Annotated in this window: 21 protein-coding genes; 5 read left to right on the top strand and 16 right to left on the bottom strand. The window is 73.1% G+C overall.

The annotated features are described in order from the left end of the window. The first annotated feature begins 45 nt into the window (after positions 1-45). Positions 46-1,239, top strand: a complete 1,194-nt coding sequence (menE, locus tag LCD35_RS02515) for an o-succinylbenzoate--CoA ligase (protein ID WP_224956965.1) — start codon at positions 46-48, stop codon at positions 1,237-1,239. Between the two features lie 28 nt (positions 1,240-1,267). Beyond that, the gene (locus LCD35_RS02510; protein ID WP_224967074.1) at positions 1,268-2,140 is read left to right on the top strand and encodes a 1,4-dihydroxy-2-naphthoate polyprenyltransferase; all 873 of its coding nucleotides are present in this window, start codon (positions 1,268-1,270) and stop codon (positions 2,138-2,140) included. A 144-nt stretch (positions 2,141-2,284) separates the two neighbouring features. Here the strand turns inward: LCD35_RS02510 and LCD35_RS02505 are convergent, their stop codons facing one another. The 3 genes from LCD35_RS02505 to LCD35_RS02495 form a co-directional block, all read right to left on the bottom strand. Further along, positions 2,285-2,857, bottom strand: coding sequence for a DUF3558 family protein (locus LCD35_RS02505; RefSeq protein WP_224956967.1), 573 nt, complete (start codon positions 2,855-2,857; stop codon positions 2,285-2,287). Positions 2,858-2,928: 71 nt separating this feature from the next. Then, positions 2,929-4,047 carry a PLP-dependent cysteine synthase family protein gene (locus tag LCD35_RS02500; RefSeq protein WP_224956968.1) on the bottom strand — a complete coding sequence of 373 codons (1,119 nt, stop codon included), beginning with the start codon at positions 4,045-4,047 and terminating at the stop codon, positions 2,929-2,931. Beyond that, positions 4,034-4,342: a DUF4229 domain-containing protein gene (locus LCD35_RS02495; protein ID WP_224956969.1), complete on the bottom strand. Its 309-nt coding sequence runs from the start codon at positions 4,340-4,342 to the stop codon at positions 4,034-4,036. The genes LCD35_RS02500 and LCD35_RS02495 overlap by 14 nt, the downstream gene beginning before the upstream one ends. Before the next feature lie 173 nt (positions 4,343-4,515). On the opposite strand from LCD35_RS02495, the gene LCD35_RS02490 reads away from it, so the two are divergent. Further along, on the top strand, positions 4,516-4,737 hold the full coding sequence (locus LCD35_RS02490) for a BldC family transcriptional regulator (protein WP_184476042.1): 222 nt from the start codon (positions 4,516-4,518) through the stop codon (positions 4,735-4,737). Positions 4,738-4,951: 214 nt separating this feature from the next. Beyond that, positions 4,952-5,152, top strand: a complete 201-nt coding sequence (locus tag LCD35_RS02485; protein ID WP_224956970.1) for a hypothetical protein — start codon at positions 4,952-4,954, stop codon at positions 5,150-5,152. A 309-nt stretch (positions 5,153-5,461) separates the two neighbouring features. Here LCD35_RS02485 and LCD35_RS02480 read toward each other — a convergent pair whose 3' ends face one another. From LCD35_RS02480 to LCD35_RS02455, 6 genes are all read right to left on the bottom strand, one after another. Further along, complete coding sequence (locus LCD35_RS02480; RefSeq protein WP_224956971.1) at positions 5,462-6,976, bottom strand: MinD/ParA family protein; 1,515 nt, start codon at positions 6,974-6,976, stop codon at positions 5,462-5,464. A 112-nt stretch (positions 6,977-7,088) separates the two neighbouring features. Next, a complete protein-coding gene (gene ccsB / locus LCD35_RS02475; protein WP_224956973.1) occupies positions 7,089-8,096 on the bottom strand; it encodes a c-type cytochrome biogenesis protein CcsB in 1,008 nt (335 codons plus the stop codon). Further along, positions 8,096-9,709: a cytochrome c biogenesis protein ResB gene (locus tag LCD35_RS02470; protein ID WP_224956975.1), complete on the bottom strand. Its 1,614-nt coding sequence runs from the start codon at positions 9,707-9,709 to the stop codon at positions 8,096-8,098. The genes ccsB and LCD35_RS02470 overlap by 1 nt, the downstream gene beginning before the upstream one ends. Next, positions 9,709-10,491, bottom strand: a complete 783-nt coding sequence (locus LCD35_RS02465; protein WP_224956977.1) for a cytochrome c biogenesis CcdA family protein — start codon at positions 10,489-10,491, stop codon at positions 9,709-9,711. The genes LCD35_RS02470 and LCD35_RS02465 overlap by 1 nt, the downstream gene beginning before the upstream one ends. Positions 10,492-10,767: 276 nt before the next feature. Then, on the bottom strand, positions 10,768-10,884 hold the full coding sequence (locus LCD35_RS02460) for a DUF397 domain-containing protein (RefSeq protein WP_373689990.1): 117 nt from the start codon (positions 10,882-10,884) through the stop codon (positions 10,768-10,770). A gap of 31 nt (positions 10,885-10,915) precedes the next feature. After that, on the bottom strand, positions 10,916-11,776 hold the full coding sequence (locus LCD35_RS02455) for a helix-turn-helix transcriptional regulator (RefSeq protein ID WP_224956982.1): 861 nt from the start codon (positions 11,774-11,776) through the stop codon (positions 10,916-10,918). Positions 11,777-11,900: 124 nt separating this feature from the next. Between LCD35_RS02455 and LCD35_RS02450 the strand changes: the two genes are divergently transcribed. Next, entirely contained in the window at positions 11,901-12,122 is a 222-nt protein-coding gene (locus tag LCD35_RS02450; RefSeq protein ID WP_224956984.1) for a hypothetical protein, read from the top strand. Between the two features lie 185 nt (positions 12,123-12,307). Here the strand turns inward: LCD35_RS02450 and LCD35_RS02445 are convergent, their stop codons facing one another. The 7 genes from LCD35_RS02445 to LCD35_RS02415 form a co-directional block, all read right to left on the bottom strand. Further along, on the bottom strand, positions 12,308-12,901 hold the full coding sequence (locus LCD35_RS02445; RefSeq protein WP_225043647.1) for a TlpA disulfide reductase family protein: 594 nt from the start codon (positions 12,899-12,901) through the stop codon (positions 12,308-12,310). Beyond that, positions 12,898-13,527 (bottom strand): histidine phosphatase family protein, encoded by a 630-nt coding sequence (locus LCD35_RS02440; RefSeq protein ID WP_224956988.1) that lies wholly within the window; start codon positions 13,525-13,527, stop codon positions 12,898-12,900. The genes LCD35_RS02445 and LCD35_RS02440 overlap by 4 nt, the downstream gene beginning before the upstream one ends. Then, the gene (gene hemL, locus LCD35_RS02435) at positions 13,524-14,861 is read right to left on the bottom strand and encodes a glutamate-1-semialdehyde 2,1-aminomutase (RefSeq protein ID WP_224956989.1); all 1,338 of its coding nucleotides are present in this window, start codon (positions 14,859-14,861) and stop codon (positions 13,524-13,526) included. The genes LCD35_RS02440 and hemL overlap by 4 nt, the downstream gene beginning before the upstream one ends. A 137-nt stretch (positions 14,862-14,998) precedes the next feature. After that, complete coding sequence (locus LCD35_RS02430) at positions 14,999-15,352, bottom strand: hypothetical protein (RefSeq protein WP_224956990.1); 354 nt, start codon at positions 15,350-15,352, stop codon at positions 14,999-15,001. A gap of 53 nt (positions 15,353-15,405) precedes the next feature. Continuing rightward, on the bottom strand, positions 15,406-15,855 hold the full coding sequence (locus LCD35_RS02425) for a DUF3093 family protein (protein WP_224968254.1): 450 nt from the start codon (positions 15,853-15,855) through the stop codon (positions 15,406-15,408). Beyond that, positions 15,848-16,270: a hypothetical protein gene (locus LCD35_RS02420; protein WP_224956992.1), complete on the bottom strand. Its 423-nt coding sequence runs from the start codon at positions 16,268-16,270 to the stop codon at positions 15,848-15,850. The genes LCD35_RS02425 and LCD35_RS02420 overlap by 8 nt, the downstream gene beginning before the upstream one ends. Next, positions 16,267-16,824: a hypothetical protein gene (locus tag LCD35_RS02415; protein ID WP_225043646.1), complete on the bottom strand. Its 558-nt coding sequence runs from the start codon at positions 16,822-16,824 to the stop codon at positions 16,267-16,269. The genes LCD35_RS02420 and LCD35_RS02415 overlap by 4 nt, the downstream gene beginning before the upstream one ends. Between the last annotated feature and the right edge of the window lie 58 nt (positions 16,825-16,882).

The following is a 16,882-nucleotide window of genomic DNA, read 5'->3' as shown; positions in this document are numbered from 1 at the left end:
CCGTTCCGCCCCGGCCCGGGCGGCGGTGGGCGCAAGATGGCGGGCATGCCGACCGCCCGCGAACTCCGGCCGCTGCCCGTTCCGCCCGGCGAGCGGGCGCCGACGGTGCTGCCCGCGCTGCGCCGCGCCCTCGACGGCGACGGCCCCGCGCTGCTCCCGGTGGACGCGGCGGGCCCGGACGACGACGTGCTCCGGGCGCTCGGGGCGGGCACCCCGCTGGAACCCGGCGAGGACGACCCCGCCGACCCGACCGCGCTGGTCATCGCCACCTCCGGTTCCACCGGCACCCCGAAGGGCGTGCTGCTGCCCGCGGCCGCGCTGCGCGCCTCCGCGACGGCCACGCACCGGCACCTGGGCGGGCCGGGGCGGTGGTTGCTGGCGATGCCCGCGCACCACGTCGCCGGGATCCAGGTGCTGGTCCGCTCGCTGGTCGCCGGTACCGACCCGGTGGCGGTGGACACCGCGGGCGGGTTCCGCCCGGACCGGTTCGCGGCGGCGGCCGAGCGCTGCCTCGCGGACCCCGGCAGGCACTACACCGCGCTGGTGCCCACCCAGCTGCGCCGGCTGCTGGACGACGGCGGTGCCGGGCTGGCGGCGCTGCGCGCGTTCGACGCGGTGCTGCTCGGCGGCGCCGCGACCCCGCCCGCGCTGCGCGAGCGGGCCGCCGCGGCCGGGGTGCGCGTGGTCACCACCTACGGGATGAGCGAGACCGCGGGCGGCTGCGTGTACGACGGGACGCCGCTGGACGGCGTGCGGGTGCACGTCGAGGCCGCCGCGGACGGCTCCGGTCCGGTCGCGCTGTCCGGGCCCACGCTGGCCCGCGGCTACCGGCGTGGCTCGGGCGCGAGCCCGTTCCGGGACGGCTGGTTCCGCACCGGCGACCTGGGCCGGTTGGCGGACGGGCGGCTGGAGGTGCTCGGCCGCGCCGACGACGTGATCATCACCGGCGGGGTGAACGTGGCCCCGGTGCTGGTCGAGCGGATCCTCGCCGAGCACCCCGGGGTCCGGGAGGTCTGCGTGCTCGGCGTCGACGACCCCGAGTGGGGCCAGGCCGTGGTCGCCGCCGTCGTCCCCGCCGACCCGGCCGCACCACCACCGGTCGCCGAGCTGCGCGCGGCGGTGCGGGACCGGGCGGGCGCGGCCGGCGCCCCCAAGCGGGTCGAATTCCTCGCCGAGCTGCCGCTGCGCGGCCCCGGCAAACCGGACCGGCGGGCGTTGCGCGCGACTCTCGGCCGGTGACGACGAGTGATGCGCGAAGATGATTCACATGGCGACGGTGAAGCAGTGGATTGAGGGCGCGCGCCTGCGCACGTGGCCCAACGCGATCGCACCGGTCCTGGTCGGCACCGGGGCGGCGACCGGGGTCGACCTGTGGAGCGTGCCGATCGCGGCACTGGCGCTCGCGGTGTCGCTGCTGCTGATCACCGGGGTGAACTTCGCGAACGACTACTCCGACGGCATCCGCGGCACCGACGACGACCGGGTCGGCCCGTTCCGGCTGGTCGGGTCGGGTGCGGCGAACCCGGCGGCGGTGCGCAACGCGGCGTTCGGCTGCTTCGGGCTGGCCGCGCTCGCCGGGATCGGCGTCGTGGTGCTCAGCGGCCAGTGGTGGATGCTGGCCGTCGGCGCGCTGTGCATCGCCGGCGCCTGGTTCTACACCGGCGGCAAGCGGCCGTACGGGTACGCGGGGCTGGGCGAGATCGCCGTGTTCGTGTTCTTCGGCCTGGTCGCGGTGCTCGGCACCATGTACGCGCAGGCGGGCACGATCAGCGGCTTCGGCATCGGCGGGGCGGTCGGCATCGGCGCGTTCTCCAGCGCGGTGCTGGTGGCGAACAACCTGCGCGACATCCCGACCGACCGGGTCACCGGCAAGCGGACGCTGGCGGTGCTGCTGGGCGACCGGGACACCCGGACGCTGTACGTGTCGCTGGTGCTGATCCCGTTCCTGATCACCGTGCTGATCGGGCTGCGCAACACCTGGGCGCTGCTCGGGTTCCTGGCGCTGCCGCTGCTGATCGGTTCGGTGCTCGCGGTGACGCGCGGCGGCACCGGCCGCAAGCTGATCCCCGCGCTGCGGGACACCGGACTGGCGATGCTCGTCTGGGGCGCCACCACCGCGCTGGCGCTGGCCTTCGGCTGAGGTCCTGTCGGACTCCCGTTGCTCAGCACTGGGGTGGCGGAACCTCAGCGGGCGTGCCGGTGTCTCGGGTGGTCGTCGGCTCAGCGCTTCGCGCTGACAGGAGAACGACAAGACCCGCCGGGCAAGTTGAAGGACGAGAACCGGTCAGCGGACTCCGGCGAGGACGTACTGGGCCACGCCCTGCGCGGTCTCGCACTCGTCGCCGTCGGCTTCGGCGGCGCGGGCGGTGACCTGCAGCGTCGCCCCGGACGCTGCGGCGAACACGGTGCAGTCGTTGGCGCGCAGCGTCTCGGTCCCGGGCCGCTCGCCGAGCCGCACCTCGTCCTGGCCGAGCTCGGCGTAGCCCTCGGGCTGGGTGCCGACGAGGATCGACCGCACCCCGTTCTCGGCGGCGAACTGGCAGCCGCGCACCGGCGGTTCCAAGCCGATCTCGCGCGGCACCCCATGGCGGACCGGGTAGGCGAGCTGCCCGAGCTCGTCCACGGTGACCAGCCCGCACAGCTGCTCGGCGGAGGCGTCGGCGAGCCCGATCCGGCGCTGCGGCGGCACCTCGCGGGTGATCGACGGGGTGACGGATTCCGGTTCGGACTCGTCGCTGCCGCTGGTCTCCGGGGCGCTGCTCGGCATCGGCAGCGAACCGCCGGTGGTGCACGCGGCGAGCACCACCACGAGCGCCGCGGGCACCAGCGCGACGGCTGTGCTCATCGACCTGCGCATGCCCCCTCCTCGGAACCTCGTGGCTTGATCGCAGACTACGTGCCCGCGCCGAGCGGACCGCGCACGGCCGCTCAGGCGGGCCAGGCCCCGGTCCGGTGGAACTCGTCGAGCGCGTCGAGCGGGCCCGCGAGGTCGAAGCCGTGGCCCGCGACCCACTCGTCGTCGTAGTAGGTGTGGGCGTAGCGCTCCCCGCCGTCGCAGAGCAGCGTGACGATGCTCCCGGTCCGCCCGGCCCGCACCATCTCGGCGACGAGCCCGAACACGCCCCACAGGTTGGTGCCGGTGGACCCGCCGACGCGGCGCCCGAGCACGCCTTCGGCCCACCGGATGGTGGCGATGGACGCCGCGTCCGGGACCTTGATCATGCGGTCGATGGCCTCGCCGACGAAGGACGGTTCGACCCGCGGCCGCCCGATGCCTTCGATGAGCGAGCCGCGGTCCCCGGTGCGGTCCCGATCCCCGTGGCACCAGGCGTCGTAGAACACCGAGTGCTCCGGGTCGACGACGGCGAGCCGGGTGTCGTGCCTGCGGTAGCGGATGTAGCGGCCGAGGGTGGCGCTGGTGCCGCCGGTGCCCGCCCCGGTGACGATCCACTCCGGGATGGGGTGCCGTTCCAGCGCCAGCTGCTCGTAGATCGACTCGGCGATGTTGTTGTTGCCCCGCCAGTCGGTGGCGCGTTCGGCGTGGGTGAACTGGTCCATGAAGTGCCCGCCGAGCTCGGCGGCGAGCCTGCGGGACTCGTCGTAGATCGCGCCCGGCTGGTCCACGTAGTGGCAGGTGCCGCCGTGGCGTTCGATCAGCGCGACCTTCTCCGGGCTGGTGGAGCGGGGCATCACGGCGATGAACGGGAGCCCCAGCAGCTGCGCGAAGTGCGCTTCGGAAACGGCGGTGGAACCGGACGACGCCTCGATCACCGGCGTGTTCTCCGTCACCCACCCGTTGCAGATGGCGTGCAGGAACAGGGATCGGGCCAGCCGGTGCTTGAGCGAACCGGTCGGATGGGTTGACTCGTCCTTGAGGTAGAGGTCGATCCCCCATTCCGCCGGGAGCGGGAAGCGCAGCAGGTGGGTGTCCGCGCTGCGGTTCGCGTCGGCCTCGATGATCCGGACGGCTTCGCTGGTCCAGGCCCTGGTGCGCGCGCAGGAGCGGTCCCGCACCGCCCCGGCGGCCCGGGCGTCAGTGCTCGTCATCGGCGTGCTCGCGATCCCCGCGGAGCTGGGCGCGCAGCTGCTCGCGGCGCCGGGCGCGGTGCACCATGCCGGTGGCGACGCGGCGGCGCAACCCGCCGAAGACCAGCATGGACAGCGGCATCACCACCACGACGGACACGGCGGCGGCCACCAGCAGCGGGACGCCGCAGAGCGCGATCACGGCGGTGACCACGAGCAGCATGGCCAGCCTGACCACGGTGTACAGCGCGATGTCCCGCGCCAGGTTGGTCGGCGGGGACGACTCCGCGACCACTTCCGTCTGCTGTTCCTGCACGTCAACCAGGGTAGAACACGGGGGTCGCGGCGATTCCGCCCCGTCTCGCCCGAAGCGCCGCTTTCGTCCCTTACCTTCCCTTTACCTGGAGTCGAATGTTCGAGTACCTGACCATCCGAGTGCCAGGATGCGACCGGAATGCCCGAAAACCGTCCGCATTGTGGAGGTCCCCTGTGACCGCGACGACTCCCCAGTCTCGCCAGAACGGTCAGGAACAGCTGCTCACCCCCGGTGAGGTCGCCTCGTTGTTCCGGGTCGACCCGAAGACGGTGACCAGATGGGCGACGGCAGGCCGGATCGGTTCGATCCGCACTCCCGGCGGGCACCGCCGGTTCCGCGAATCGGAAGTGCGGACGCTGTTGGCGGAACTCACCAACGACGTCCGCTCCGCCTGAGTCGTCCCGACGATCGGCTCGCGCTCGGCCCGCCTCCGCGTGCGCTCGCACGCCCGAGGTGGGCCGGGCACGGCCCGTCGCCGGACCGCCCCGGCACCTCCGCCCGGCACCCGATCGCCGGAGCTTCCCGACACTTCGCGATGTTCCCCGATCGGCGCACCCCACCTCCCGCCGCTCTCCGGCTAACCTCGTGGGGAGGAGTGGAGGTGCCCTGATGATCTACGTCCTGGCAGCGATCGGTGCGCTCACCGTGAGCGTGCTGATGTGGCGCGCGTTCGGCCCGGTGCGGGACGCCGCGAGCGACGGCCCGGCCTCGGCACCGCGCAAGGCGCCGCTGGCCCCGGACGACGATCCGGAGTTCCTGCGCCGCCTCGCCGAGCAGCAGCGCGACCGGAAGAACGACGAGCAGGGCTGAGACCCGCCCCCTGAACGCCGAACGGCCCGCCCACCGGAGAACCGGCACGGCGGGCCGTTCGCCATGCAACGACGCAAAGCCCGGACCAGGCCCAGAACCCGACGAGTGGTGCCCGTTCCCTGTCAGCGGCGAAGCCGCTGAGCAGCGACCACCCAAGCAAAAGGACCACCCGCGGGTTCTCAGCGCCCTCCTCGCGAGGACAGCGTTTCCTCCGGTGGCGGAGCCACCGGTGAAAACGATCCCGCAGCGAGGAGGGCGCTGAGGTTCCGCCACCCGACCCCTGCGCCGAACGAGTGGGAAGAGGGCTGGTCAGGCCTGGCGCTGCCTGCCGAAGGCCTGCGGGAAGTCGTCGGCGACGATCGCCGCCAGCTCCAGCAGCGCCAGCCGGGTCGGGGCGGCGAGCTGGTCGAGCTCGACCTCGGCGCCCTCTTCGAGGTGCGGGTCGAACGGGATCCGGGACACCGCGCGGCAGCGCGAACCGAAGTGCGCGCTGAGCTTGTCCACGTCGACCTTGCCGGAACCCGGCCGCACCGAGTTGATCACGGCGACGGAGCGGGACACCAGCTGCCCGTACCCGTGCGCGTCCAGCCAGTCCAACGTGGCCGAAGCGCTGCGCGCCCCGTCGATGGAGCTGGACGAGACGATCACCAGCGAGTCGGCGACGTCCAGCACGCCCTTCATCGCCGAGTGCATCAGCCCGGTCCCGCAGTCGGTGAGCACGATGTTGTAGAAGTGCTCCAGCAGCGTCACGGTGCGCTGGTAGTCGTCCTCGCTGAACGCCTCGGAGACCGCCGGATCCTGCTCGCTGGCGAGGATCTCCAACCGGCTCGGGCCCTGCGAGGTGTAGGAGCGCACATCGCTGTACTTGCGGATGCGCTGCGCGTCGCGCAGCAGGTGCCGCACGGTGGCGGTGGTCTCCAGCGGGATCTTCTGGCTGAGCGTGCCGCGGTCCGGGTTGGCGTCGACCGCGATCACCCGGTCCCCGCGCAGCGAGGAGAACGTGGAGCCGAGGGTCGCGGTGGTCGTGGTCTTGCCGACGCCGCCCTTCAGGCTCAGCATCGCGATCTTGTAGCAGCCCTGCAGCGGCTGGTTGATCCGGCCGATCAGCTCGCGGCGGCGCAGGTCCGCGGCGCTCTCCCCGAGGTTGATGGAGCGGCCGCTGGCCACGTAGAGCGCCTTGCGCCAGCCGGACTGCGGGGCGCGCTTGGTCTGCCGCAGCAGCTGCGAGGAGGCGAGGTCCTTGCCGAACGGCACGCCGGGTTGCTGCTGCTTCGCGCCGGGCTGCTGCTGGGGCTGCTGCGGCTGCCCGCCCTGCGGGGGCTGCTGCGGGTAGCCCTGCTGCTGCGGGAACGGCCCGGCGACGGGCGCGTACGGGTTCGGCTGCTGGCCCACCGGGTACGGACCGGACTGGCCGCCGGAGACCTGGTAGGGCCCGGACCCGCCCGGCACCTGGTACGGACCGGACGGCCCGCCCTGCACCGAGTACGGGCCCGAGTGGCCGCCGGGAACCTGCTGCGGCCCGGACGGCACCTGGTACGGGCCGGACTGGCTCGCCTGCTGCTGCGGCCCGGAGGGCGTGGCCTCGGTGTACTGCGCCCCGCCGAACGACTGTCCACTGGGGACGTTCGGCTGGTAGGGCCGTTCCCCGCCGCCCTGCACCGGGGTGTTCGGCCTGGTGCCCGGTTCCGCGTACGGCTGCGCGCCGTCACCGTAGTCCGGGGTCGCGTGATCCGTCGTGCCGCTGGCCTGCTGCGCCGAGTCCGCACCGGGCGAGGCCGAGCCCGCATCGCGTTGCGTTTCGGGCTCTTCGTACCGTCCGGTCACCGTTCCCGTACCTCCCACACATCGGTTCGACCTTTACCGGGATGAGCGAGGGCCACCCGGTTCCGCTGCGGAACGGGTGGCCCGGGGTCGCACTCCGGATCGGATCATGAACTCACAGCCCAGCGTACGAGTGCAGTCCGGAGACGACGATGTTGATGAAGAAGAGATTGAAGATCATGACCGCCAGACCGGCGATGTTGATCCACGCCGCCTTGACCCCACGCCACCCCGCAGTCGCACGCGCATGCAGGTACGCAGCGTAGACGACCCACGCGATGAACGAACAGGTCTCCTTCGGGTCCCAGCCCCAGAACCTGCCCCACGCGGCCTCGGCCCAGATCGCGCCGGCGACGATCGCGAACGTCCACACCGGGAAGATGATCACCGTGGCGCGGTAGGCCATCCGGTCCAGCGCCTGGCTGGCGGGCAGCCGCGCCCCGAACCGGGCCAGCTTCAACGGGTTGTTCTCGTGCCGCGACCGCAGCATGAACAGCACGCTGGCGACCCCGGCGAACAGCAGCGCACCGCTGGAGACGATCGCGGCGCTCACGTGGATCACGATCCAGTAGGACTGCAGCGCGGGCTGCAGCGGCGCGGCCTTCGCGTAGAGCACGGTGCCGGACAGGAACAGCAGCACCACCACGGGCAGCAGCAGGAACCCGCCGAGTCCGCGCAGCTGCGCCGGCGAGGCCTCGCGGCGTTCGGCGCGCAGCTGCCGGAACAGCACGATCGTCCACGCGACCACCGCGGCCAGGCAGATCGCCGAACCGAACTCGTACATGTTGCCCCACGGCGCGCGGCCGGTGGCGACGCCGCGGAACACCAGCGAGGCCGCGTGCACCAGGATGCCGAGCACCGTCATCGACACGGCCATGCCGCCGAACCGCTCCGGGAGCGGGCGCTTGGCGGGGGTGTCGATGCGGCCGATGCGCTCACCGGTCGCGGTGTCGGCGCCGTCGCCGCCCGCGGTGACCAGCTGCGCTTCCCGCGCGCGAGGCTGCTGCTTCCGGCCGCCGTAGGCGAACTCCGCGAAGTACAGCAGCATGGCGGCGATGTAGACGACGACCGAGGTCGCGAACGCCATGTCGCTGTAGTTGGACAACGTCTGGTCGACCGTCATCAGCTCTTCCTTCCACCTGCGGAGGCAGCCCTCGGCGGCTCCGCGTCGGCGCCGTCCGTCCCGAGCAGGTCCTTGGCCAGCCGGGTGAACTCCTCGCCGTAACCCGCTTGGTCGGTCCGGGCCAGCCCGCCGACCTCGACAACGGTACGCGCGGGATCGTCCGCGCCGGTCCCGGGGGCGGGAGCCACCCGCACCCAGATCCGGCGGCGCTTGATGCTCAGCGAGGCGCTGATCCCGAAGATCACCGCGATGGCGAAGCCGAGCACGTACGGCTGGAACGGGTCGTGCGAGATCTGCAGGTTCGCCCAGCGCTCCACGCCGTCGAAGTGGACGGTGGTGCCGTCGTCGAGCCGGATCTGCTCGCCGACGCGCAGGTTCTGCCGCGCGACCTTCTTCAACCGCCCGGAGTCCACCATCTTCTGGTCCACGCCGAAGATCGACTGACCGCGCCCGGAGTCGAGCCCGAGATCACCGCGCAGCACGTCCACCGCGACCGCCGGGTCGAGCAGGTCCGGGAACTGCGAGCCGAGCACCTTGCCGTCGTAGGCCGCGGTCGGCGCGAACAGGCCGGTCACCGCGAGCTGCGTCTGCCGCCGCTGCACCTCGTCGGTGACGCCCGGCTGGTCGAACTTGGTGGCGCCCTGGGACAACATCGTCGTGACGTCCATCGGCTGCCACTGGGTCAGCTGGGTGCGCCGCTGCCCGTCCGGGAAGGTCACGGTGAAGCGGGGCGCGTACCCGTTGCCGGTCAGGTAGATCCGGTCGCCCGCGATCCGCAGCGGGTGGTTCACCTGCAGCGCGTACGGCCGCCACTGGTCCGCGTCGAGGTCCGCGCCCGCCTGGTACTGCATCCCGACCCGGTAGCTCGCGACCTGCCCGGTGTGCTGGTAGGTCGCGTCGAAGTCGTCGACCCGCAGGCAGAACGGGCTCAGCTGGGTGCCGTCCACGCTGAGGCCCGCGCGGAACGAGTCGTAGTTGTAGGTGCCGGAGTTGCAGAACTCGGAGCCGTCGGCGGGCACGATCACCTGGCCCTCGTAGCCGAGGATCTTGCCGCCCGCGACCGTCACCAGCAGGCCCACCAGCGCGAAGTGGAACACCAGGTTCCCGGCCTCCCGCAGGTAGCCGCGTTCGGCGCTGATCGAGCGGGTGCCGTCCTCCTCGGTGCGCTCCTCCTTGCGCCAGCCGCGCAGCCTGCGCCGGGCGGCGTCCAGCGCCTCCTCCGGTGAACCGTCCACAGTGGCCGAAGCGTGGTGCGGCATCCGGGACAGGTTCCGCGGGGTGCGCACCGGCCTGCCGCGCAGCTGCTTGTAGTACTCGTAGCAGCGCGGCAGCAGGCAGCCGATCAGCGAGATGAACAGCAGCACGTAGATCGAGGCGAACCAGACCGAGCTGAACACCTCGAACGCGCCGGCCTTGTCCAGCAGCGGCGCCAGGTCCGGGTACTCGGTGAAGTACTTGTCCACCTCGGCCGGGTTCAGCGAGCGCTGCGGGATCAGCGCGCCCGGCAGCGCCGCCATCGCCAGCAGGAACAGCAGCACCAGCGCGGTGCGCATCGACGTCAGGCCGCGCCAGGTGTTGCGCAGGAACGCCGGCAGGGTGCGGATCCAGGACATCAGATCGGCGTCTCGAATCCGGCGACGGGTTCGCGCAGCACTGAGATCAGTTCTCCCCACAGCCCGGTGACGAGCAGCACGCCCACCACGACCAGCAGCGCGCCACCCGCGATCTGGATGGCGCGGCCCCGGCGCCGCAACCAGTCGGTGCTGCGCACCGCCCACCGCGCACCCAGCGCCAGCAGCACGAACGGCAGTCCGAGCCCGAGGCAGTAGGCCACGACGAGCAGCACCCCGCGCACCGCGGTGCCCGCGCCCACGTCGGTCCCGACGGCCAGCGACATCACCCCGGTCAGCGTCGGGCCCAGGCACGGCGTCCAGCCGAGCCCGAACACCGCGCCGAGCAGCGGCGCACCCCACAAGCCCGCCCGGGGCACCCGGTGCAGCCGCACGTCCCGCTGCAGCGCGGGGATCATGCCGAGGAACACCAGCCCCATCGCGACCGTCACGACGCCGCCGATGCGCTGCAGCAGCAGCTCGTTCTCGACCAGCGCGTCCGACAGCCCGAGCAGCAGCAGCGTTCCGGCGCCGAAGACGACGGTGAACCCGGCGACGAACAGCAGCGCGGCACCGGCCACCCGCCAGCGGCCGCGGCGCGCCTGCCGCGCCTCCGCGGAATCCACCGGCGGAGCCTCCGCGCCGACCACGCCCGCCAGGTAGGCGAGGTAGCCGGGCACCAGCGGCACCACGCACGGCGACGCGAAGCTGACCGCCCCGGCGAGCACCGCGATCGCGGCCGCGAGCAGCAGCGGTCCGGAGGCGGCGAGCTCGGTCGGGTTCACGGTTCCGAGGGTAGGGATGGCGCTAGCGTGGCTACGCACCACCCCGCATGACGCCGACCACATCGGCGCACTTCCGACGCCCGCGAACTCGCCCGTCGCGGACACCCCGGCCCCGCTCGCGGCACCGGCGACCGGCCGCGGCGGGCCGCCCGCCGGCGAAGGACCCGTCCGCGCGAACGGGATCGGACGGACCGCCGCCACCCCGATGCGGCACGCAGGTCGGCGCAGGCCCGGACCGGCGCGACCACCGGGTTCCCGCCGGACGCGCGCCGACGATCAGCGCAGCGAGCGGAGGAAGGCCCGCCACCGGTGTGGCGAGAAGGACAGCACGCCGTGCCGCGGTGCCTTCGAATCCCGCACCGCCACCACTCCGGGCGCCGTCCCCACCTCCACGCAGTTGCTCTCCTCGCCGCTGTGACTGGACTTACGCCAACGCACCGTCGCGCTCACATTCCCGTTCCATCGCGCCTGCCACGTCCGCGATCAGGGCCGCGGACTCCGCTTCGTCGAGTGCCAGGACCGGCAGCCGGGCGGCGGCGTCGAGGAACGGGGCGGTGTCGGCGGGTGCTTCCAGGAAGGCCCCGCGCCGCCGCTGCTCCAGGTGCACCACCGGACGCTGCCGGGCGAACTCCAGGATCAGCTGGCTGCCGTTGAGCTCCGCGTACGCGCCCGCCGCGAACGGGATCACCCGGACCGAGACGTTCGGCCGACGCCCGATGCGCACCAGGTGGCGCAGCTGGTCGGACATCACCCGGTGTCCGCCGACGGGCCGGTGCACCACCGACTCGTCCAGGTAGGCGTGCAGCCGCGCCGGTTCCTCCCGGGTGAGCACGCCCTGCCTGCCGAGCCGCAGCGCGACCCGGGACTCCAGGTCGGCGTCCCGCACGCCGCCCGCGCTGAGCACCGCCCGCGTGTAGTCCGGGGTCTGCAGCAGTCCGGGCACCAGCGCCAGCGCCACATCGGTGATCTTGGTGGCGAGCCGCTCGAAGTCGATCAGGGCGGTCAGCGCGCTGGGCATGCCGGCGTACCCGGCCTCCCACCAGCGCGCCTCGGTGGCCGCGTTGACGAGCTCGAACAGCCGCGTGCGCTCGGAACCGGCCACGTCGAGGGTGTCGAGCAGCGCGGCGAGTTCGCCTTCGCTCGGCACCCGTTCCCCCGATTCGATTCGGCCCAAGGTCGCTCGCGACCACCCGCATCGGTGCGCGAGATGTTCCAATCGCAATCCGGCCGCTTTGCGGAGTTCGCGGATCTCAGCGCCCAGGCCCCGCGCTCGAACACTGGTCATAGCAGGAACCTATTTCCTCCGCCGAAGCCGTGCCATCGCTCGATTCGGTGAAGCGCATTGCCATTCGAGTGTCGAGGCGGGTCTCATTCTCGGCAGACGACACCGGAGGAATGGAGTCCACGCGATGCCCGCGCAGCACGGCCTCACCTACGTGTGGCGGCCCGTTCCGGCGGGGCGCCACGCCTTCGCCGCCAGCGCGCTCGACGCCGACCCGCGATGCCCCGTGACCTCGTACTGCGGGGTGGAGGCCGCCGCGACCGAGCTGCACGACCGCACCGAGCACGAGTGGGTGCGGCAGGGCACGTGCATGGACTGCTGGCGGGTGCTGGCCCGGCGCAGGCGCTGAGGGGCTCGACCGGACGGCGGCGGGCGCGCTGCCACCACCGGACGCGGACGAGCACCGTTCGGCCCAGCGGCTGCTCCGAACGGGCGGACGTCGCGTCCTCGTCCCGGAGCAACGGGCCGGAACCGGCTCGCCGAAAACCCACGAACCCGCCGGGAATGCGCACGAATGCGGGCTCGTGGAAAGGGTCACGCCGCCGGTTCGGCCGCCACCTTCTGCACTTCCGGCAGCAGTTCGCTCTCCAACATTTCCGTGAGGAAAACCGCCGCGACCCGGTGCTGCCGATCCAGAATGATCGTGGACGGCACGGCGCTGCGCGGATAGTTCTTCAACGACAACAGCGAACGACCGGACGGATCGAAAATCGAGGGATACGTCAAACTCCGGTCGCGGTGGAAATCCGCGGCCGCGGAACGGCTGTCCCGCACGTCGACGCCCAGCACCTGCACGCCCTGCGGCCCCGTCTTGTCCTGCACGGCCTGCAGGTCGTCGGCCTCGGCGCGGCACGGGCCGCACCAGGAACCCCACAGGTTCACCACCACGACCTTCCCCTCGTAGTCGGAGAGGCCGATCCGCTTCCCCTCCTCCAGGAGGCTGTCGCCGCTGAGCTTCGTCAGCTTCTGCCGCTCCGCCTCCGGGTAGAAGATGCGGGTCTGCCCGCCCGGCGAGACGAAGGTGAACTCGGTGCCCTGCTCGACGGCGTCCTTGCCCGCCGTGGCGCAGCCGCCGAGCAGGCCGAGCACCGCCACCGACAGCGCCGCGCGGGCCAGCAGCCGCCTCATGCCCCGGTCACCCGCGGATCGGTCTCCCCGGCGGGTTCCACGTAGGCGACGCGCACCAGCTGCTCGTCCCGGAACACCAGGCTCGTCAGCGAGGCCAGCGAGCACTGCCTGCTGCGCGGGTCGTGCCACATGCGCTTGCCCTCGACGAACCGGCGCAGCGTCCAGATCGGCAGCTGGTGGGACACGCACACCGCCTCGCTGCCCTCGGCGGCGGCGCGGGCGCGCTGCGCGGCGCCGAGCATGCGGTGCGCGATCTCCACGTACGGCTCGCCCCAGGACGGCTCGAACGGGTTGCGCAGCTTCGGCCAGTGCTGCGGGGAGCGCAGCGCGCCGTCGCCGACGGACACTCGCAGGCCCTCGAACCGGTTCGCCGACTCGATCAGCCGGTCGTCGGTGTCCACGTCCAGGCCGAACCCGGCGCCGATGGGGGCGGCCGTCTCCTGCGCGCGCTGCAGCGGGGAGGCCACCACGTGCCGCACGTCGCGGCCGGCGAGGAAGTCGGCGACCAGCTTCGCCTGCTCCTGGCCGCGGTCCGAGAGCCGGTAGCCGGGGAGCCTGCCGTAGAGGATCTTCTCCGGGTTGTGCACTTCGCCGTGGCGCAAGAAGTGCACGATCGTCTTGGTCATGCCGCGGGCTCCTCGGCCGCGGCGGCAGCGGCCGCGGCGTGCGGGGCGGCGTCCGCGATCCGCTCGAACGCGGCCTCGTCCATCGCCGAGTTCACGAACCACGACTCGAAGGCGCTCGGCGGCGGGTACACGCCGCGATCCAGGAACGCGTTGAAGAAGGCCGGGAAGCGCCACGCCTGCTGGGCCCGGGCCTGCTCGAAGTCCACCACCGGCGATTCGGTGAAGAACACGCTGACCAGGTTGCCCGCGAACGACACCCGATGCGGCACGCCGGCCTCGGCGAGCGCGGAGCCGAGCAGGTCGCCGAGGCGCGCCGCGTTCCGGTCCAGCGCCGCGTAGGTGGCGTCGTCGGCGGCCCGCAGGTTCGCCAGCCCGGCGGCGACGGCCACCGGGTTCCCGGCCAGGGTTCCCGCCTGGTAGACGGGACCGGACGGGGCGAGCAGCTCCATCACGTCGGCGCGCCCGCCGAACGCGGCGGCGGGCAGGCCACCGGACATGACCTTGCCGAAGGTGTAGAGGTCGCCCGCGACGCCGTCGAGGCCGAACCAGCCCGCGGCGGACACGCGGAACCCGGTCATCACCTCGTCCATGATCAGCAGTGCGCCCGCCGAGCGGGTGATCTCGCGCAGCGCGGCGTTGAACCCGGGCTGCGGGGCGACCGCGCCCATGTTGCCCGCGGCGGCCTCGGTGATGACGCAGGCGATCTGGTCGCCGAACTCGGCGAACGCCTCGCGCACCGCGTCCACGTCGTTGTACGGCAGCACCACGGTGTCCGCGGCCTGCGCGCCGGTCACTCCGGGGCTGGTGGGCAGGCCGAGCGTCACCACGCCGGATCCGGCGTCGGCGAGCAGCGAGTCGACGTGCCCGTGGTAGCAACCGGCGAACTTCACGATCTTGCTGCGGCCGGTGAAGCCGCGCGCCAGCCGCACCGCGCTCATCGTCGCCTCGGTGCCGGAGTTCACCAGCCGCACCTGCTCCACCGGCTCGACCCGGCGGATGATCTCGGCGGCGAGGTCGATCTCGCCGACGCCCGGGGTGCCGAAGGACAGGCCGTCCACCGCGGCCGCCCGCACCGCCTCGACGACGTCGGGGTGCGCGTGCCCGTTGACCATCGGGCCCCAGGAGGACACGAGGTCGACGTACTCGTTGCCGTCGGCGTCCCACAGGTAGGCGCCCTCGCCGCGGACCATGAACCGCGGGGTGCCGCCGACGGACCGGAAGGCCCGCACCGGGGAGTTGACGCCGCCCGGCGTCACGGTGAGCGCTCGGTCGAACAGCTCCGCCGACCTGGTCGTGGTGTGCGGACTGGTACCGCCAGGAGTTTCGGCTGTCACTCCCCCAGTCTGACAGGCCGACCCGGAACCTTCGGTGGGGCGTGGTCCCGCTGAGCAGGGGAACGGGTGGCGGAGCCTCAGCGGCCCCCGCACTGCGGGATCGATTTCACGAGTGGCTCCGCCACCCGCCGTTCCGGTCAGTCCCGGCGGGCTCGGGAGCGGCGGACCGCCCAGGCCAGCATCAGCTGGCGGACGGCGTCCACCAGCAGCACCGCGGCGAGCGTCGGGGCGGCGATGCCGAGCGCCGCCCGGTCGCCGAAGATCCTCGTCGAGCGCATCGGCAGCCCGGTCGCCCCGGGCACCTCCACCACCAGCTGCGACCGGTCCCACAGCCACCAGGCGGCCACGACCAGGGCGACGGCGAGCACAAGTTCGACGGCCGCCACCACGGCCCGCCACGGCTGCGCCAGCCCGCCGCGGGGTTCGGGCGCGTCCGCGGTGTTCTCGCTGAGCATCGGCTCGTCGGCCGACCACGGTTCCGGGAACGTCACGGCGAAAGCGTCTCACGCACCGGGCCGCGCACGGCACCGGCTCTCCGGGCCGGTCAGCTCTCCGGCAGCAGCGGGCGCAGCTCGTCGAGCAGCGTGGCCGGGTCCTTCGCCCAGGCCAGCACGACCGCGTCGTCGGATAACCGCAGCGGGATCTCCCCGGTGCCCTTCGGCGGGGTGAAGCCGCCGCCGAGGACCCGGGTGCCCAGCGGGGCGCCCACGTCGGTGATCGCCGCGATCCGCTGCACCGGCAGGTCCTCGCGGCCCACGGTCAGCACCTCGGGCGTCAACCGGACCGCCAGCGCGCGGCGGCGGGCGTACACCCACAGCACGGTGGCGACCGCCAGCGCACCGGCCAGCAGGATCCACACCGGCAGGTTCACCCCGCCGGGGGTGAGCAGTTCGACGACCAGCCCGGTCAGCGCGAACCCCGGCCCCCACAGCACCGGCCACCAGGTCGATCCGGGCTCGGCGTAGAGCACCGGGCCGCTGTCGGCATCACTCATGCTCGCCGGTCACCCACTCCGTACTGGACGTCGTCCAACTGCACCAGGCCGCGGCGCCGCCGAGCACCAGCACGATCAGGTCGGCCGCCGCGAACGAGCGGCTGCCGAGCACCGTCACGACCTGCACCACCAGCAGCACGCAGACCCCGATCCTGGCCCACGGCCTGCGCCCGCGGATCAGCACCCCCGCCAGCGCGTAACCCGCGGCGAACACGACGGCGAGGCCGGTGTTGAGCAGCAGCAGGTCCAGCGCCGCGGCATCCGCCCGGTCCGGCGCGGCCGCACCCGCTTCGACGAGCCGCCGCCGCAGCGCGTCCCGGTCCGCCCAGGAGAACGCGGTCTGCACGAGCAGGAACGCGGCCAGCGCCGACCACAGCCCGACCGCGGCGCGGACCGACCCGGGCGGCCCGCTCACCGCCCGGACCCGGCGGGCCGGAAGTACCGGTTCGACGCGGGCAGCCGCACCAGCACCAGGAACGCGAGCATCGCCAGCAGCCCGACGGCGTTCTGCGCGTGGCCGAGCGCCACCACCCCCGCGGGAACGGCGAGGGCGGGCTCGCCGGTGACCAGGCCGCCCACCGAGTAGAAGACCCAGATCCCGGCGAAGGTGCTGAGCACGACCCGCGCCCAGCCGCGCCCGGCCCGCAGCGCGAACCCGAAGGCGATCCACAGCGCGGTCAGCGCGACCATCACCAGCACCGCGACGACGAAGACGACCGCCCCGATCCCGGCCACCGCCGCGGCGACCTCCGGATCATCCGCGCCGACCGCGTCGGCCAGGAAGCCCCGCGCCAGCACCGAGCCCACCGCGTGCAGCGCGGTGACCAGCAGCGGCGCCAGGACCGCGAGCCAGAACGCGGCCACCACGGTCCCGGGCCGGGCGGGCGGCGGAGCGGGTTCCGGCGGTGGACCGAGCGGCGGTGCGGCCGGGGCCTGCGGACCGTGCCGGGGATCGGGCGGTGACGTCACTCCCGAACAGTAGGAATCGGGCGAGATCGCTGTCCACCGGGTTCACCGGAAACAGCGG

This window comes from Saccharopolyspora sp. 6V (assembly GCF_020176785.1).
Lineage (GTDB): Bacteria > Actinomycetota > Actinomycetes > Mycobacteriales > Pseudonocardiaceae > Saccharopolyspora_C > Saccharopolyspora_C gregorii.
Note: the sequence above shows the minus strand (reverse complement) of the source record. Positions and strands in the feature narration are given on the sequence as shown.

What these genes read in the sequence shown, in the direction of transcription:
- LCD35_RS02440 (WP_224956988.1), bottom strand. Translation starts at nt 13,527, where the DNA reads ATGACCAAGACGATCGTGCACTTCTTGCGCCACGGCGAAGTGCACAAC.
- LCD35_RS02425 (WP_224968254.1), bottom strand. Translation starts at nt 15,855, where the DNA reads ATGAGTGATGCCGACAGCGGCCCGGTGCTCTACGCCGAGCCCGGATCG.
- LCD35_RS02510 (WP_224967074.1), top strand. Translation starts at nt 1,268, where the DNA reads ATGGCGACGGTGAAGCAGTGGATTGAGGGCGCGCGCCTGCGCACGTGG.
- LCD35_RS02455 (WP_224956982.1), bottom strand. Translation starts at nt 11,776, where the DNA reads ATGACCAGTGTTCGAGCGCGGGGCCTGGGCGCTGAGATCCGCGAACTC.
- LCD35_RS02445 (WP_225043647.1), bottom strand. Translation starts at nt 12,901, where the DNA reads ATGAGGCGGCTGCTGGCCCGCGCGGCGCTGTCGGTGGCGGTGCTCGGC.
- ccsB (WP_224956973.1), bottom strand. Translation starts at nt 8,096, where the DNA reads ATGACGGTCGACCAGACGTTGTCCAACTACAGCGACATGGCGTTCGCG.
- menE (WP_224956965.1), top strand. Translation starts at nt 46, where the DNA reads ATGCCGACCGCCCGCGAACTCCGGCCGCTGCCCGTTCCGCCCGGCGAG.
- LCD35_RS02485 (WP_224956970.1), top strand. Translation starts at nt 4,952, where the DNA reads ATGATCTACGTCCTGGCAGCGATCGGTGCGCTCACCGTGAGCGTGCTG.
- LCD35_RS02500 (WP_224956968.1), bottom strand. Translation starts at nt 4,047, where the DNA reads ATGACGAGCACTGACGCCCGGGCCGCCGGGGCGGTGCGGGACCGCTCC.
- LCD35_RS02470 (WP_224956975.1), bottom strand. Translation starts at nt 9,709, where the DNA reads ATGTCCTGGATCCGCACCCTGCCGGCGTTCCTGCGCAACACCTGGCGC.
- LCD35_RS02450 (WP_224956984.1), top strand. Translation starts at nt 11,901, where the DNA reads ATGCCCGCGCAGCACGGCCTCACCTACGTGTGGCGGCCCGTTCCGGCG.
- LCD35_RS02505 (WP_224956967.1), bottom strand. Translation starts at nt 2,857, where the DNA reads ATGCGCAGGTCGATGAGCACAGCCGTCGCGCTGGTGCCCGCGGCGCTC.